The following is a 12,876-nucleotide window of genomic DNA, read 5'->3' on the forward strand; positions in this document are numbered from 1 at the left end:
CGTTTCATTTGCGCGCGCATGCCCCGCACTTTTGCTCACATTATTTGGCATCCTTATTCGGATCCTTGCTCCTGTCTTTGGCCGCGACCACCTCGATCTCGACCAGGAAACCCGGATTGGCGAGCGCGGCGACCCCGACCACGGAGCGCGCCGGCAGGTTCGGCTGGCTGCCGCCGAAGAACTGCGTGTAGCCCTCCATGAAGGCCTTGAAGTCCATCGGCGCCGACGTGCTGTGCACCAGGAACACCTGCATCTTGACGACGTCGCCCATGCTAAGCCCGAGCCCTTCCAGGACGCCCTTGATGCGGTTGAGCGCGCCGATGGTCTGGGTCCTGATGTCGCCATAGGCCTGCGGGCTCGACGGATCGGCGTCCTTGTTGATCACGGGCGGCACCTGGCCGCTGATATAAACCGTCGTGGCATTGCCGGTGACGGTGACGGCCTGCGCGATCGGGAACGTCGAGTTGGGGATCGGATGCCGGATCACGTCTGCAGAGGCAGTAGTCGCCGCGGCCGACAGCGCGGCGCCCAGCACGATGGTTGCAAGCTTCATGAGTCCCCCTCGATGTGTTTGAGCATGATCTTTCGGAAAACCGCTTCACACTTTTCCGGATCATGCTCTAATGGCGCGCGTCCTGGACGTCCCTGGCCGTCACCGCGTCCGGAAAGTCGTTGCCGAAATGCGTCCGCACATAATTCACAACGGCGGCAACCTGGCCATCGGTCATCATGTCGCCGAACGCCGGCATGCCGCGGCGGCCGTTGACGATGAGGAAGATCGGGTAACTGCCAGCTTCGAGGTTCTTGTTGCCGGCGAGCGACGGATAGGTCCCTGCCCCGACAGCCCCGGTCGCATCAGGCATGTGGCAGCCCTGGCAGACATTGGCGAACAATTCCTCGCCGGTCATCTCAACGAAGCGATAGCCGGAACTGAAGGTGCGCCGGCTCGCCGCGCTGTCCTGCCCGATGGCCGAGGTGGCCGACAGCAGCGTCAGTGCGGCGACCGCCGATATGCTGACTCGCATCATCATGTCTTCACCACGCGTTCATGCAGCCGCGCGATCGCGTCGAGCGAGGACAGGATCGCGCCCTCCTGCCACGCCGGCAGATCGGAGGCATGCTCGCCCGCCAGCACGATGCGGCCGTCGATCTGGCAGAGATTGCGGTAATGCTGCGCGCGCCCGGCATCGCTCCATTCACCGCTGCAGCCAAGCGTGAAGGGCACGCGATGCCAGGCCACCGCGACGCCGGTTTCGAACTCGCTTTTGTACTGCGGATGGATCATGGCGCCGAACTCGACGGCGCTGGCGACGCGTTCAGCGGGCGTCATCGCGGTGAACTCGTAGGCATTAGCGCCCTCGTATAGATAGGCGCCGAGCAGGATGCCGCGCCCAGTGCGGTTAAAGCCGTAGTTCGGATAGGCGATCTGCCGGATCGGCAGGTCGGTGAAGCTGATGCCGCCATAGATCGCCTCGTCCTCCTCCCAGAACCGGCGCTTGAATTGCAGCCCGATCTTCACCGAGTCGGCATAGGGCACCGCATCGATCGCGTTCTTCATGGGCGCGCTGACATCGACCGGCAACTGGCTCAGGATCGACAGCGGAATAGTGCAGACGCACCAATCGGCGGTTGCCTGCTGCACGACGGATGGATTTGTCGCATCGACATAGCTGACGGTGACGCCGGAGCCGTTCTGCTGGATTTGCGTCACCTTGGCGTTATAGCGGATGAGATCGCCGACCTCGCGCGCGAAGGCCTTTCCGATCATGTCCATTCCGCCGACCGGCTGAAACATCGTGGTCTGGAAATTGTAGCGCGAAAACGCCTGCAGATAGCGCCATAGCCGCGAGCGCAGAATCTCCGACAGTGCGATCGGATCGCTCAGCAGCGGATCGGCGGTCAGCCCGCCACCGGGATCGCGGGTATATCCCCGGAACTCGGCGGAGCCGAGATTGGAATTGTACTTGTAGTCGCGGTCGAGCGCGCCCCAGGCGCGCAGCGATTGCAGCAGGATCTCCTGGTCTTCCTTTGTGACCGTCTCGTCGAGCTTGCCTTGTTGGGTGACCTTGGCGAGCAGCTCCGATACCTGGCCCTGGAAATCCGCCTTGATGCTGCGCAGACGCTGCGGTTTGCCGTCGAATGCGCGTGCCGCATGCAGATAGGCGTTGTGGTTGATCTGGATGAAGGGTTCGAGCGCGACGTTGAGCCGCCGGCAATAATCGAGCAGCGCGCGATGGTGGTACGGAATCCGCCACGGGCCGGGATTGATGTAGAGCCCCTGCTCGAACTCGCAACTCTGCCTGAAGCCGCCGAGCTCGACAAAACTGTCGCCGCCGCGGATCGTCCAGTTGCGGCCGCCGGCGCGGCTGTTGAATTCGAGGATCTGGACCTTGTAGCCGGCCTTGCGCAGCTCCAGCGCCGCCGTCATGCCCGCCAGCCCTGCGCCGAGGATCAGCACGGAGGCGCCTTTCGGATCGCCGGGAAGCTCGAGCGGACCCTTGTAGGCGGACTCGGACGCAACGCCGAGGCTCGTCATTGCATGATACATCGCCGAGCTCCCGGCGATGGTACCGATCAGCGCGAGCAGGTCTCGCCGCTTGATCACAGGTCCGTTCTGCACCGGCGTTCACCCAGCCTTATTCATCGTATGGAGAGGGAAACGGTTGACGCGACCGCTGTCAAGAAAGGCCGCAGGCTTCCGCGCGCACCCACACGCGCTTTTGATGCATCAGACCACGCGCTCGAGATGCACGCGCCGGCAATCCATCTCGTAGTCGAGGCCTACCACCGGCGGCCGGTCGAAATGCCAGGTCAGGCCGTTGCGGAACACGCCGCGGCGGCCGAGTTCGCTTTCGAGGACCGGATACGCGTCGTGCACGGTGTAGAGTTGCACTGCGGTGGTGTCCTTCCAGGAGCCGCCGAACGCGCTCATCCGTCGCTCCATCTCGTTCAGCACCGATTTCGCCTTGGCCAGCATGCCGGCCGGGCTGGTGTCGCCGAGCGCGACGATGTGGTCGCGATAATTGGCCTTGCCTTCGACCGATTCCCCGCTGCCGGCCACGACGAAGCTCGCGGGCGCGTCCTTGGCGGCCGGCACCGTATATGAGAAGGCGTGGAAGCTCGGCTCGTTCGGCGGATCGATCTTCGGACAGACATTGCTGCGTGCCACCGGATTGACGCCGTCGCGCATCACGCCCCACTCGATCAGTGTCTTGATGTAGATTTCGTTGAACGCCTTGAAACCTTGCTCGGTGAACGGCGCCGGCGAGCGCAATTCGCAGGCGCCAAAGGCCGTGAGCGGACGCCCCGAGGCCTTGAGGATGTCAGCGATCCGGGCAAAGCCCGCCTTCAACGGCACCGGTTCAAAGAACCTGACGCGCTCGATGGCGAAGCCCGGAAGCGCACTGACGCCGCAGGAATACTGGCTGACGCCGGGCATGAAACGATAGCCGCTGTCGGGAGCCTCGATGGTGGTGGTCATTTCGCCTCTTTGGATGTGAACGTGATGGATTCGGTCGTCACCGCGACGTCTCCAATGCAGGATACACTCGATTCAAGATGCCAAACAACGCGGTGTCATCACCCGCCACCAGCGTAGTCCTGGCGAAAGCCAGGACCCGTAGCCACTGATGTTGGTTGTAGAAGGGAGTGCGGCCCCCGCGCCACAATAACTGGCATTTGGGGTAATGGGTCCTGGCTTTCGCCAGGGCGACGCGGAGTTGTTGCGCGGTCTGAACGTCATACGTTCGCCATCTCGCGACATGATTTGCCCGAGCTTTGCTCTTGGTTTTTCGCCCTCTTTAGGTAGAGGGCGCAGGGAAAGCCGGGTGCCGATCGCACCCATGGGCCCGGTGCAACAGAAAGCACCGGGGTAGGACCACAGGTGTAACCGGAAACAACCCGGCTTTCCCTGCGCGATGGGTTACGACTTATACGTGCTCTCCCCGGTGAGACTGGGCTTGCTTGTCACCGCCGTCAGCAAGAGACATCAGTCTCTCGCTGACAGGACACCTGCCACTAGGGCGTCAGGCCTGCACGACTTCGCCGTCCGCTTCATGCGCACTCGTCTGTTGCGCAATCGGCGTCCACCGCATCCCACCGCGCGTTCGTGACGTGCGCTCGCCCCTCAATCGGGTGGGACGGGCCATTCATACACCGAGTTTCGCTTCTGATAAATAGAAATATTTTTAACGCGACACCTTGCGCCGTCGGGCAAATCAGTGATCGGCGTGTGAGGGACGTACCGGCGGAAGGGTTCCCTCCCCCCTTGCGGGGACCCACAAGCGGGAGAGGGAGCCGAGTTCCTTCGCGGTTGCTATTCGACCTAATCTCATCCGCCCTAGCCTTGTGTGCGCTGCGCTTCTAGGCTGCGGCTGTAGCGCGACATCGCAAAACAGAACACGAAGTAGATCGCGCCGACGAAGACGTAGACTTCCACGCTGAAGGATTGCCAGGCCGGATCGACGATCGCGGTCTTCGCCGTCGTCAGCAAATCGAAGATGCCGATGATCAGGACCAGGCTGGTGTCCTTGAAGAAGGCGATGAAGGTGTTGACCAGCGGCGGGATCACGTGGCGGATCGCCTGCGGCAGCACGATCAGCGCGTTCTTCTGCCAGTAGGACAGCCCGATCGCATCCGCGGCCTCATATTGCCCGCGCGGCACGGCCTGCAGGCCGCCGCGTACGACTTCCGCGAGATAGGCGCCCGCGTAGAGGATGAAGGCGATCTGCGCGCGCAGCAATTTGTCGATGTTGACGCCGTTGGGCAGGAATAGCGGGAACATCACGCTCGCCATGAACAGCAGGCTGACCAGCGGGACGCCGCGGATCAACTCGACATAGAGCACGCAGAGCGAACGGATCGCCGGCAGTTTTGAACGCCGCCCGAGCGCGACCAGGATTCCAAGCGGGAAGCCGAAGGCGAGCCCGAAGGTCGCCAGGATCAGCGTCACCGGCAGGCCGCCCCAACGATCCTGCGAGACAAAGGACATGCCGAACAGGCCGCCCCACATCACAAGCCCGATCACGACCAGCGCGGCGCCCCAGAGCAGGATCAGCTCCTTGCGCCAGAAGCTGCGCCGGCTCGAGACCACGAACAGCGCGATGAAGATCGCGACCGCCAGCGCCGGCCGCCATTGCTCGTCGAATGGATAGGTACCGAACAGGATGAAGCGGTACTTTTCGGGGATCACCGCCCAGCAGGCGCCGAGACCGTGCACCGCGCGGCACGCGCTGGTGTCGCTGCCGGGCATGGTCCAGACCGCGTTGGCGATGCCCCATTGCCAGAGGCTGATGCAGGCCTTGCCGAGCACGGCCAGCATCAGCAATGTCACGATGCTGGACGGGATCGACGGGAACAGATTGGCGCGCAGCCACGCAGTAACCTGGCCACCGAGCGTCCGCGGCGCGCGCGACCTGATGACCGGAAGCGGATCCTGCGGGACATCTGCGACTGAGCTCATCTCAGCGCTCCACCAGCGCGATCCGCGCATTGTACCAGTTCATGAAGAAGCTGATGCCGAGGCTGATGGTGAGGAACACCATCATGATCAGCGCGATCGATTCGATCGCCTGCCCGGTCTGGTTCAGCGTCGTGTTGGCGATCGAGACGATGTCCTGGTAGCCGACCGCGACCGCAAGCGAGGAGTTCTTGGTCAGGTTCAAATACTGGCTCGTCATCGGGGGGATGATGACGCGCAGCGCCTGCGGCAGCACGATGTGCTGCAGGACGAAACCGCGTTTCAGCCCGAGCGCCTTGGCGGCATCCGATTGCCCGCGCGGCACGGACTGAATGCCGCTGCGCACGATCTCGGCGATGAAGGCGGAGGTGTAGGTGACGAGCGCGATCAAGAGCGCAAAATATTCCGGCGCCAGTGTCGCCCCGCCGACGAAATTGAAGCCGCGCAGCTCAGGCAGCGTGATGCCCCAGTCCGCACCCGCGAGATACGACACCAGCACCGGCAGCACGACAACGAGGCCAAGCGCATAGGACCAGGCCGGCCGCCTCTTGCCGTCCAGCATCTGCTGCGCGATCAGGCGACGCCTGACGAGGTGCAGTACGATCAGCCCGACGATCAACGCGAGGATCGTCCACCAATTGGATTCGTGCAGCGGGACCGATGGGATCACGAGGCCACGATTCGACAGGAATACGCCCTCGACCGGCTTCCATGCCTGCCGCGCCGCCGGCAACCCCTGCATCAGCACGTACCAGAACAGCAGCTGCAACAGGACCGGCAGGTCGCGCAGCACCTCGACATAGACGGCGGCGAGCCGCGACAGCAGCCAGTTCGACGACAGCCGCGCGATACCGATGAGCGTGCCGATGATGGTCGCCAGCACGATGCCGATGACGGCGACCCGCAGCGTATTGACGATACCGACGAGGAAGGCGCGCAGGTAGGTGTTCTTGGGGCTGTAGTCGATCCAGCTATCGGCGATCGGCATGCCGGCCTCACGGCCGAGGAAGGCGAAGCCGGTCGAGATGCGGCGCGCCGAGAGATTATGGACGGCGTTCGACCACAGCCAGGCGACAACAGCGATCGCGATGCCGACCACCACGATCTGCCAGAACAGCCCGGCGACGCGCGGATCGCTCAGCGACAGGCGCCAGGGGCGCGCAGGAGGGCGTTTCGGCGTCGATGTCGTCACAGCACAAGGATCCTCGTGAGAAGCGATCTTCTGCCATGCGCCGGGGGCGCACTTCATATGTTGCACCAAATCGTGATCTGTGCAACATATGTTTCATGGCCCAGGCTCAGCCGAAACCATCGCCCCTCAACGAATTGTGCAGCGCGCTGCCCTCGCTGCCGATGCGGTTGCAGGAGGTTGGTCGTTTTGTCGCGGCTAATGACTACGACGCCACGACGCGCTCGATGCGCGACCTCGCCTCTGTCGCCGGTGCCGATCCCGCTTCCTTTACCCGCCTCGCCAAGGCGCTCGGCTATTCCGGCTGGGATGAGTTGCGCGCCGCGCTGACCGAGGCGCGCCGGCCCGCGCAGGTGTCGCCGTTCTCCGGCCGCGCCAAGCGCCGCGCCGGGCCGAATGCCGATGTCACGCTGGTCAACGAGAAACTGGAGGCCGAAGCCGCAGGCCTTGCGCGCATCTCGTCGAGCGCGATCGCGGACGCTGCCCGTGCGTTGCACAGCGCTGATAGAATCTGGATCACGGGGTTTCGCAGCTGCCGCAGCGTCGCGGAGCTCCTGACCTACCAGCTCCGCCTGTTCCGTCCCGGCGCGGTGCAGCTGGTCGGCGGCTCCGGGCCGTTCGACCTCGACCACGGTGCGTTCCGACCCGGTGACGCCGTCGTCGTGCTCGGCTTTGCGCCCTACTCGACCGCCAGCATCGAGACCGCGCGCGCGGCGCACGAGGCCCGCGCCACGCTGATCGCGATCGCCGATACGATCAGCGCGCCGATGGCCGAGGGCGCCGACCACCTGCTGCTGTTCGAAGCCGCGACCTCCCCCGGCTTCTTTCCGAGCCTGACCGGCGCGATCGCCATCGCGCAGTCGCTGGCCGCCGTCACCTTCACGCTGGGCGGCGCGAGCGCCAAACGCAAGCTGGAAGAGACCGAGGGCCGGTTGGCCGAGATGTCGCAATATTTTGTCGAGAAAGGATGAGTGTCATGGCAGTCCCCTTGGCAGCCCCCTTGGCAGCCCCCAAGAGCCGCGTGATGCATCGAAGCCTGCGCGAGACCCCGCCAAAAGCGATCGGCGGCGACGGCGTTTGGCTGATCGCGGAGGATGGCCGCCGCATCCTCGATTCCTCGGGCGGTGCCGCGGTCTCCTGTCTCGGCCACCAGCATCCGCGCGTGCTTGCCGCCATTGCGAAGCAGGCCTCGACGCTCGCTTATGCCCATACCGGTTTCTTCTCGTCCGAGCCCGCCGAAGAACTCGCCGAGCGGTTGGTCGGACACGAGCCCGGCGGATTGGGCTACGTCTACTTCGTCAGCGGCGGCTCGGAGGCGATCGAGGCCTCGATCAAGCTGGCGCGGCAATATTTCATCGAGTGTGGCGAACCGAAGCGCGCACGCTTCATCGCACGCCGCCAGAGCTATCACGGCAACACGCTGGGCGCGCTGTCGGCCGGCGGCAACGCCTGGCGCCGCGAGCCCTATGCGCCGCTGCTGTCGCCCGCGTTCAGCCATGTCACGCCGGCCTTCGCCTATCACGAGAAGCACGACCATGAATCCGAGAGCGACTTCGTCAGCCGCCTCGCGGCCGATCTCGAGGCCGAATTCCAGCGGCTCGGCCCCGACACTGTTGCGGCCTTCATCGCCGAGCCCGTGGGCGGCGCCACTGCCGGCTGCGTGCCGCCGCCGGAGGGATACTTCAAGGCGGTGCGCGAAATCTGCAATCGCCACGGCGCGCTGCTGATCCTCGACGAGGTCATGTGCGGCATGGGCCGCACCGGCACGCTGCATGCTTGGGAGCAGGAAGGGATTTCGCCCGACATCCAGGCGATCGCCAAGGGGCTCGGTGGCGGCTATCAGCCGATCGGTGCGATGCTCGCCAGCAACGCCATCGTCGACACCGTGCGCAACGGCTCCGGCGCGTTCCAGCACGGCCATACCTATCTGGCGCATCCGCTGGCCTGCGCCGCCGCGCTCGAGGTGCAAAAGATCATCAGCGACGAAAAACTGCTCGACCAGGTCAAGGAGCGCGGCAAGCAGCTCGAGCAGCGGCTCACCGAGCGCTTCGGCAATCACCGCCACGTCGGCGACATCAGGGGCCGCGGCCTGTTCTGGGGAATCGAGCTGGTCGCCGATCGAGCTACGCGCCAGCCGTTCGATCCCAAGCTGAAACTGCACGCGCGGATCAAGTCGGCCGCCTTCGCAGGCGGGCTCGCCTGCTACCCCTCGGGCGGCACGGCCGACGGCCAGAGCGGCGACCATGTGCTGCTCGCCCCGCCCTACATCGCGACATCAGGCGACATCGACATGATCGTCGAAAGGCTAGGCGCTGCGGTCGACAGCGCGTTGAAGGATATTGGTCAGGGAGCATGATCCGGAAAAGTGGGTACCGGTTTTCCGACAGCATCATGCTCAAACACGAGGGGAGTAAAATGTACAGGGGCATTACCATTGCAGCATTGCTTGTCGCAGGCGTTTCAAGCGCAACGGCAGCGACACTCGACACCGTCAAGCAGCGCGGCACGCTGGTGTGCGGCGTCAGCGCCGGCTTCGCCGGTTTCTCGGCCCCGGACTCGCAAGGCAATTACAAGGGCCTCGACGTCGACTATTGCCGCGCGCTCGCCGCCGGCGTGCTCGGCGATCCCAACAAGGTGCGCTATGTCGCACTGACCGCGCAGAACCGCTTCACGGCGCTGCAGTCCGGCGAGATCGACGTGCTCTACCGCAACTCGACACAAACCTATCTGCGCGGCACCACGCTTGGCCTGCGCCAGGGCCCGGTCAATTTCTACGACGGCCAGGGTTTTGTGGTGAAGAAGGACACCGGCGTAAAGGACCTCAAGGGTCTGAACGGCGCCACCATTTGCGTTGCGCAAGGCACTACGCATGAGGTGACGCTCGGCGATTACGGCCGCGCCAACGGCATCGACTGGAAGCCTTTGGTGTTCGACCGGGTCGACACCATGTACCAGACCTTCTTCGGCGGCCGTTGCGATGCCATGACGCAAGATGCCTCTGCGCTCGCCGGCGCGGTCGCGACCGCAGCGCCGAAGGCGGACGATTATGTCGTGCTGCCGCAGACCATCAGCAAGGAGCCGCTCGGCCCGTTCACCCGCAACGGCGACGAGGTCTGGAGCGACATCATCACCTGGCTGCATTACGGCCTGGTCGAGGCTGAAGAGCTCGGCATCACGCAAGCCAATGTCGACGGAATGACGACGTCACAGGTGCCTGCGATCCAGCGCCTGGTCGGCGCATCAGGCGATCTCGGCTCGCGGCTCGGCCTCGACAACAGATGGCTGGTCGCGGCGATCAAGGCCGGCGGCAATTACGGCGAGATTTTTGAGCGCAATGTCGGCAAGGCGAGCCCGCTCAAGCTCGAACGCGGCCTCAACGCCAGCTGGACCAAGGGCGGCATGATGTACGCCATTCCGTTTAAGTAATAGTCTTCACCTCGCCCCGCTTGCGGGGAGAGGTCGGATAGCATCGAAGATGCGATCCGGGTGAGGGGGAGGCTCCGCGTACCTTCCTCTCAGCTATTATGACGATAGAGCCCCTCACCCCAACCCTCTAAGAGCGAGCTTCGCTCGTCTCGACCCCGTGAAGAACGGGGAGAGGGAGAAGAAGCAGCGACCATGCGCATCACGCTCATTCACGCCCTGAAGCACTCGATCGTGCCGATCGAAACGTCGTTCGCACGATTGTGGCCGCAGGCGCGGCTGATGAATCTGCTCGACGACAGCCTGTCGGCCGATCTCGCGCAGGACGGCAAGCTCACCGAACGCATGACCGAGCGCTTCCTGACCATGGGCCGCTATGCGGCCTCTACCGGCGCCGACGGCATTCTCTTCACCTGCTCCGCGTTCGGGCTCTGCATCGAGGCGGTCGCCCGCGAACACGCGCCGATGCCGGTGCTGAAGCCGAACGAGGCGATGATTGAACAAGCCGTCGCGAAAGGAAAAAAGATCGGCCTGCTCTCGACCTTCCCGCCAACGCTGGTCTCGATGCCGCCGGAGTTTCCCTCCTCGGTCCAGCTCGTGCCAAAGCTTGCCGAGGGCGCATTGGCCGCGCTCGACCGTGGCGACCGCGCCGAGCACGATCGGCTCGTGGTTGAAGCGTCGAGAGACCTGCGCGACTGCGACATGATCGCGCTCGCCCAGTACAGCATGGCGCCGGCGGCCGAGCGCGTCGCCGAGGCGACCGGCAAGCCGGTGCTGACGACGCCCGACAGCGCGGTGACGAAACTGAGGACGATGCTCGGGGTCGGTTAAGGAGTCCTAAAATCGTTCCGTCCGGCAAATTATGTGAACCACATCACATATCCGACCGGCAATTGAAGGTAACATCCCGCCGAGGGGCGCAGGCTGAATTCGATGGAAGACGCTAAAGCACCGAGCGCACCAACGGCACACCCTCAGGGGTCCGTCCAACGGAGCGGGGCATGGTCGATCCATCAGTGGCAAAGCAGCTTGTCCAGGCCATCATTGACAATTTGCCGAAACCTGTCCCCGGGCAGCGGCCGGTTCACACGCTCGGCATCGGCGTGGAGGCCAAATTCGTGGCGTCGGATGTGGCGCGCACCTATTGCATCGCAGAGCACTTCCAGGGACAGCCCGTCGACGTGTCGGTGAGATTCTCCAACGGATTGGGGGGGCCGGACCGGCATGATGGATGGTCCGACGTCCGGGGAATGGCGGTGCGTTTTCACCTGTCGGAGGGGCTGGGAAGCGACCTGATCGCCACGACGCTCGGCGAGTTCTTCGTCCGCAACGTCGATGACTTCTTCGAATTCTCGAAGATCGCGACGCTTGCGCCGTATCGAAGAGAACACTGGTGGCGGAAGTTTTGCGACCTCTTGAAGCTCAAGGTGCCGCCGCGCAACCCGTACCCGGGCGAAACCGAGAACGTCGATGCTGGAGCGCTCCATTATGCCGACCTGCATCGCTTTGCCCAGCTGGGCGTATTTCAGGTGGCTGCGATCGGCGCACCGGTGAGCTATGCCCGCGCGGCCTATTTCGCGGTCCACACCTTCTGGGTAACAGCTCCCGATGGCGTTCGCCGCCCCGTTCGCTTTTCCTGGCAGCCGGTCGCAGGCGTTTGCAACACCGATCCGGAGGCCGTGCCGCGCGATGACTATCTGCGCGCGGAGCTGCGAGACCGCCTGCGACGGTGGCCGGCCCGGTTCATGCTGATGATGACGATCGGCGAGGCGGGCGATGCGCTCGACGATCCCACCAAGCCTTGGCCGGGGACACGAATCCGGATCGCGATGGGGACCCTTACGCTGAACAAGGTAGCCGAAGATCAGGAAAAGGCTGGCGAACGCATCAGTTTCAATCCGAACCGTCTCGCACCAGGCATCGACGTCTCCATGGATCCGATCCTCGAGGCCCGCCTGGGCGCCTACGAAGCCTCGCGTGAAATGCGCGGCGGGTGTCCCTTCAAGTGGAGGCCGGACCATGCCAAGTGACGGAGGCTTGCTCGATCGCTTTGTGGACTGGCTGCCCACCACCCTCTTCTTCAAGCGCGCGGCGTCATGGATCCTGGTGCCGATATGGGCGCGAAAAACGCCGGTGAAACCTCTCCCCGGCGGTCCCCATCCGTCGTTCCAGTATGGTGACAATGTCCAGTGCATGATGAATCTGATCATGCCGCTCAAGGTCAAGTCGCCGATCGGACGAGCGGAAGCCGCGCTGGCGATCGCGCAAAACAAGGATGCGATCTATGCCGGATTGAACAACGTCGGCACGGTGCATTTCGCGCGCTTCGTCATCGTCGGCGACAACATTTGCATGCTCTCCGTCTATGACGGGGATTTCACCAATTACATTCGAGATTTCATCGCCACGATCGGCCAGGTGTTCAATGCTGTGGTCGAACTCGTCGAAGGCGGAGATGACGTGATCCCTTGCGAGGAGCATGTCGATGCGTTCATCCAGTGGGTGCACGAGCGCGACCTGTACCAGGTGCCGGACACCGCCACCGATTTTCTGAGAGACCAGGAAGCCTTGAATGGAGACACGGCCGTGTCCGGCAATGACGATCTGACCCTGCTTCCGCGCAAATTAGTCCTGCAGCTGCGCGCCAATCCGAACGTCTCGCTCGGCAACGGCTACCGGGCTTATCCCGGATTTTCGGTGGCTCAGGTCCGCAAACAACTCGGGTTAGGCTGGTGAGCGCCATGGTCGACCTCGCTGATCTGCAGGGCAATATCTTGCGCGGCTATACCAGGAAGCCGTACGTGCG

Annotated in this window: 12 protein-coding genes; 6 read left to right on the forward strand and 6 right to left on the reverse strand. The window is 63.8% G+C overall.

What is annotated here, in order from left to right; all coding sequences use genetic code 11:
* Nucleotides 1-40: 40 nt before the first annotated feature.
* From ACP2YO_RS35225 to ACP2YO_RS35250, 6 genes are all read right to left on the reverse strand, one after another.
* Complete coding sequence (locus ACP2YO_RS35225) at nt 41-553, reverse strand: RidA family protein (protein ID WP_426435694.1); 513 nt, start codon at nt 551-553, stop codon at nt 41-43.
* A gap of 67 nt (nt 554-620) precedes the next feature.
* Nucleotides 621-1,025 carry a c-type cytochrome gene (locus tag ACP2YO_RS35230; RefSeq protein WP_426435695.1) on the reverse strand — a complete coding sequence of 135 codons (405 nt, stop codon included), beginning with the start codon at nt 1,023-1,025 and terminating at the stop codon, nt 621-623.
* Between the two features lie 2 nt (nt 1,026-1,027).
* Nucleotides 1,028-2,620, reverse strand: a complete 1,593-nt coding sequence (locus ACP2YO_RS35235) for an NAD(P)/FAD-dependent oxidoreductase (RefSeq protein WP_426435696.1) — start codon at nt 2,618-2,620, stop codon at nt 1,028-1,030.
* A 108-nt stretch (nt 2,621-2,728) separates the two neighbouring features.
* Complete coding sequence (gene cnbZ / locus ACP2YO_RS35240) at nt 2,729-3,481, reverse strand: 2-amino-5-chloromuconate deaminase CnbZ (protein WP_426435697.1); 753 nt, start codon at nt 3,479-3,481, stop codon at nt 2,729-2,731.
* A gap of 858 nt (nt 3,482-4,339) precedes the next feature.
* Entirely contained in the window at nt 4,340-5,461 is a 1,122-nt protein-coding gene (locus ACP2YO_RS35245; RefSeq protein WP_426435698.1) for an amino acid ABC transporter permease, read from the reverse strand.
* 1 nt (nt 5,462) lies between these two features.
* Nucleotides 5,463-6,650: an amino acid ABC transporter permease gene (locus ACP2YO_RS35250; RefSeq protein ID WP_426435699.1), complete on the reverse strand. Its 1,188-nt coding sequence runs from the start codon at nt 6,648-6,650 to the stop codon at nt 5,463-5,465.
* Between the two features lie 95 nt (nt 6,651-6,745).
* Between ACP2YO_RS35250 and ACP2YO_RS35255 the strand changes: the two genes are divergently transcribed.
* The 6 genes from ACP2YO_RS35255 to ACP2YO_RS35280 all read left to right on the forward strand — a co-directional run bounded on the left by ACP2YO_RS35255 (nt 6,746) and on the right by ACP2YO_RS35280 (nt 12,806).
* Nucleotides 6,746-7,618 carry a MurR/RpiR family transcriptional regulator gene (locus ACP2YO_RS35255; RefSeq protein WP_426435700.1) on the forward strand — a complete coding sequence of 291 codons (873 nt, stop codon included), beginning with the start codon at nt 6,746-6,748 and terminating at the stop codon, nt 7,616-7,618.
* 29 nt (nt 7,619-7,647) lie between these two features.
* Entirely contained in the window at nt 7,648-9,003 is a 1,356-nt protein-coding gene (locus ACP2YO_RS35260; protein WP_426443389.1) for an aspartate aminotransferase family protein, read from the forward strand.
* A gap of 59 nt (nt 9,004-9,062) precedes the next feature.
* Nucleotides 9,063-10,073 carry an amino acid ABC transporter substrate-binding protein gene (locus ACP2YO_RS35265; RefSeq protein ID WP_426435701.1) on the forward strand — a complete coding sequence of 337 codons (1,011 nt, stop codon included), beginning with the start codon at nt 9,063-9,065 and terminating at the stop codon, nt 10,071-10,073.
* Between the two features lie 192 nt (nt 10,074-10,265).
* Nucleotides 10,266-10,901, forward strand: a complete 636-nt coding sequence (locus ACP2YO_RS35270) for an aspartate/glutamate racemase family protein (RefSeq protein WP_426435702.1) — start codon at nt 10,266-10,268, stop codon at nt 10,899-10,901.
* Between the two features lie 170 nt (nt 10,902-11,071).
* A complete protein-coding gene (locus ACP2YO_RS35275; protein ID WP_426435703.1) occupies nt 11,072-12,100 on the forward strand; it encodes a catalase in 1,029 nt (342 codons plus the stop codon).
* The gene (locus ACP2YO_RS35280; protein ID WP_426435704.1) at nt 12,090-12,806 is read left to right on the forward strand and encodes a hypothetical protein; all 717 of its coding nucleotides are present in this window, start codon (nt 12,090-12,092) and stop codon (nt 12,804-12,806) included. The genes ACP2YO_RS35275 and ACP2YO_RS35280 overlap by 11 nt, the downstream gene beginning before the upstream one ends.
* The last annotated feature ends 70 nt before the right edge of the window (nt 12,807-12,876 follow it).

Origin of the sequence: Bradyrhizobium genosp. P (assembly GCF_049949265.1) — a bacterium.
In the GTDB taxonomy this organism is placed as follows: Bacteria; Pseudomonadota; Alphaproteobacteria; order Rhizobiales; family Xanthobacteraceae; genus Bradyrhizobium.

What these genes read in the sequence shown, in the direction of transcription:
- ACP2YO_RS35275 (WP_426435703.1), top strand. Translation starts at nt 11,072, where the DNA reads ATGGTCGATCCATCAGTGGCAAAGCAGCTTGTCCAGGCCATCATTGAC.
- ACP2YO_RS35270 (WP_426435702.1), top strand. Translation starts at nt 10,266, where the DNA reads ATGCGCATCACGCTCATTCACGCCCTGAAGCACTCGATCGTGCCGATC.
- ACP2YO_RS35230 (WP_426435695.1), bottom strand. Translation starts at nt 1,025, where the DNA reads ATGCGAGTCAGCATATCGGCGGTCGCCGCACTGACGCTGCTGTCGGCC.
- ACP2YO_RS35225 (WP_426435694.1), bottom strand. Translation starts at nt 553, where the DNA reads ATGAAGCTTGCAACCATCGTGCTGGGCGCCGCGCTGTCGGCCGCGGCG.
- ACP2YO_RS35280 (WP_426435704.1), top strand. Translation starts at nt 12,090, where the DNA reads ATGCCAAGTGACGGAGGCTTGCTCGATCGCTTTGTGGACTGGCTGCCC.
- ACP2YO_RS35255 (WP_426435700.1), top strand. Translation starts at nt 6,746, where the DNA reads ATGGCCCAGGCTCAGCCGAAACCATCGCCCCTCAACGAATTGTGCAGC.
- ACP2YO_RS35265 (WP_426435701.1), top strand. Translation starts at nt 9,063, where the DNA reads ATGTACAGGGGCATTACCATTGCAGCATTGCTTGTCGCAGGCGTTTCA.
- ACP2YO_RS35245 (WP_426435698.1), bottom strand. Translation starts at nt 5,461, where the DNA reads ATGAGCTCAGTCGCAGATGTCCCGCAGGATCCGCTTCCGGTCATCAGG.
- cnbZ (WP_426435697.1), bottom strand. Translation starts at nt 3,481, where the DNA reads ATGACCACCACCATCGAGGCTCCCGACAGCGGCTATCGTTTCATGCCC.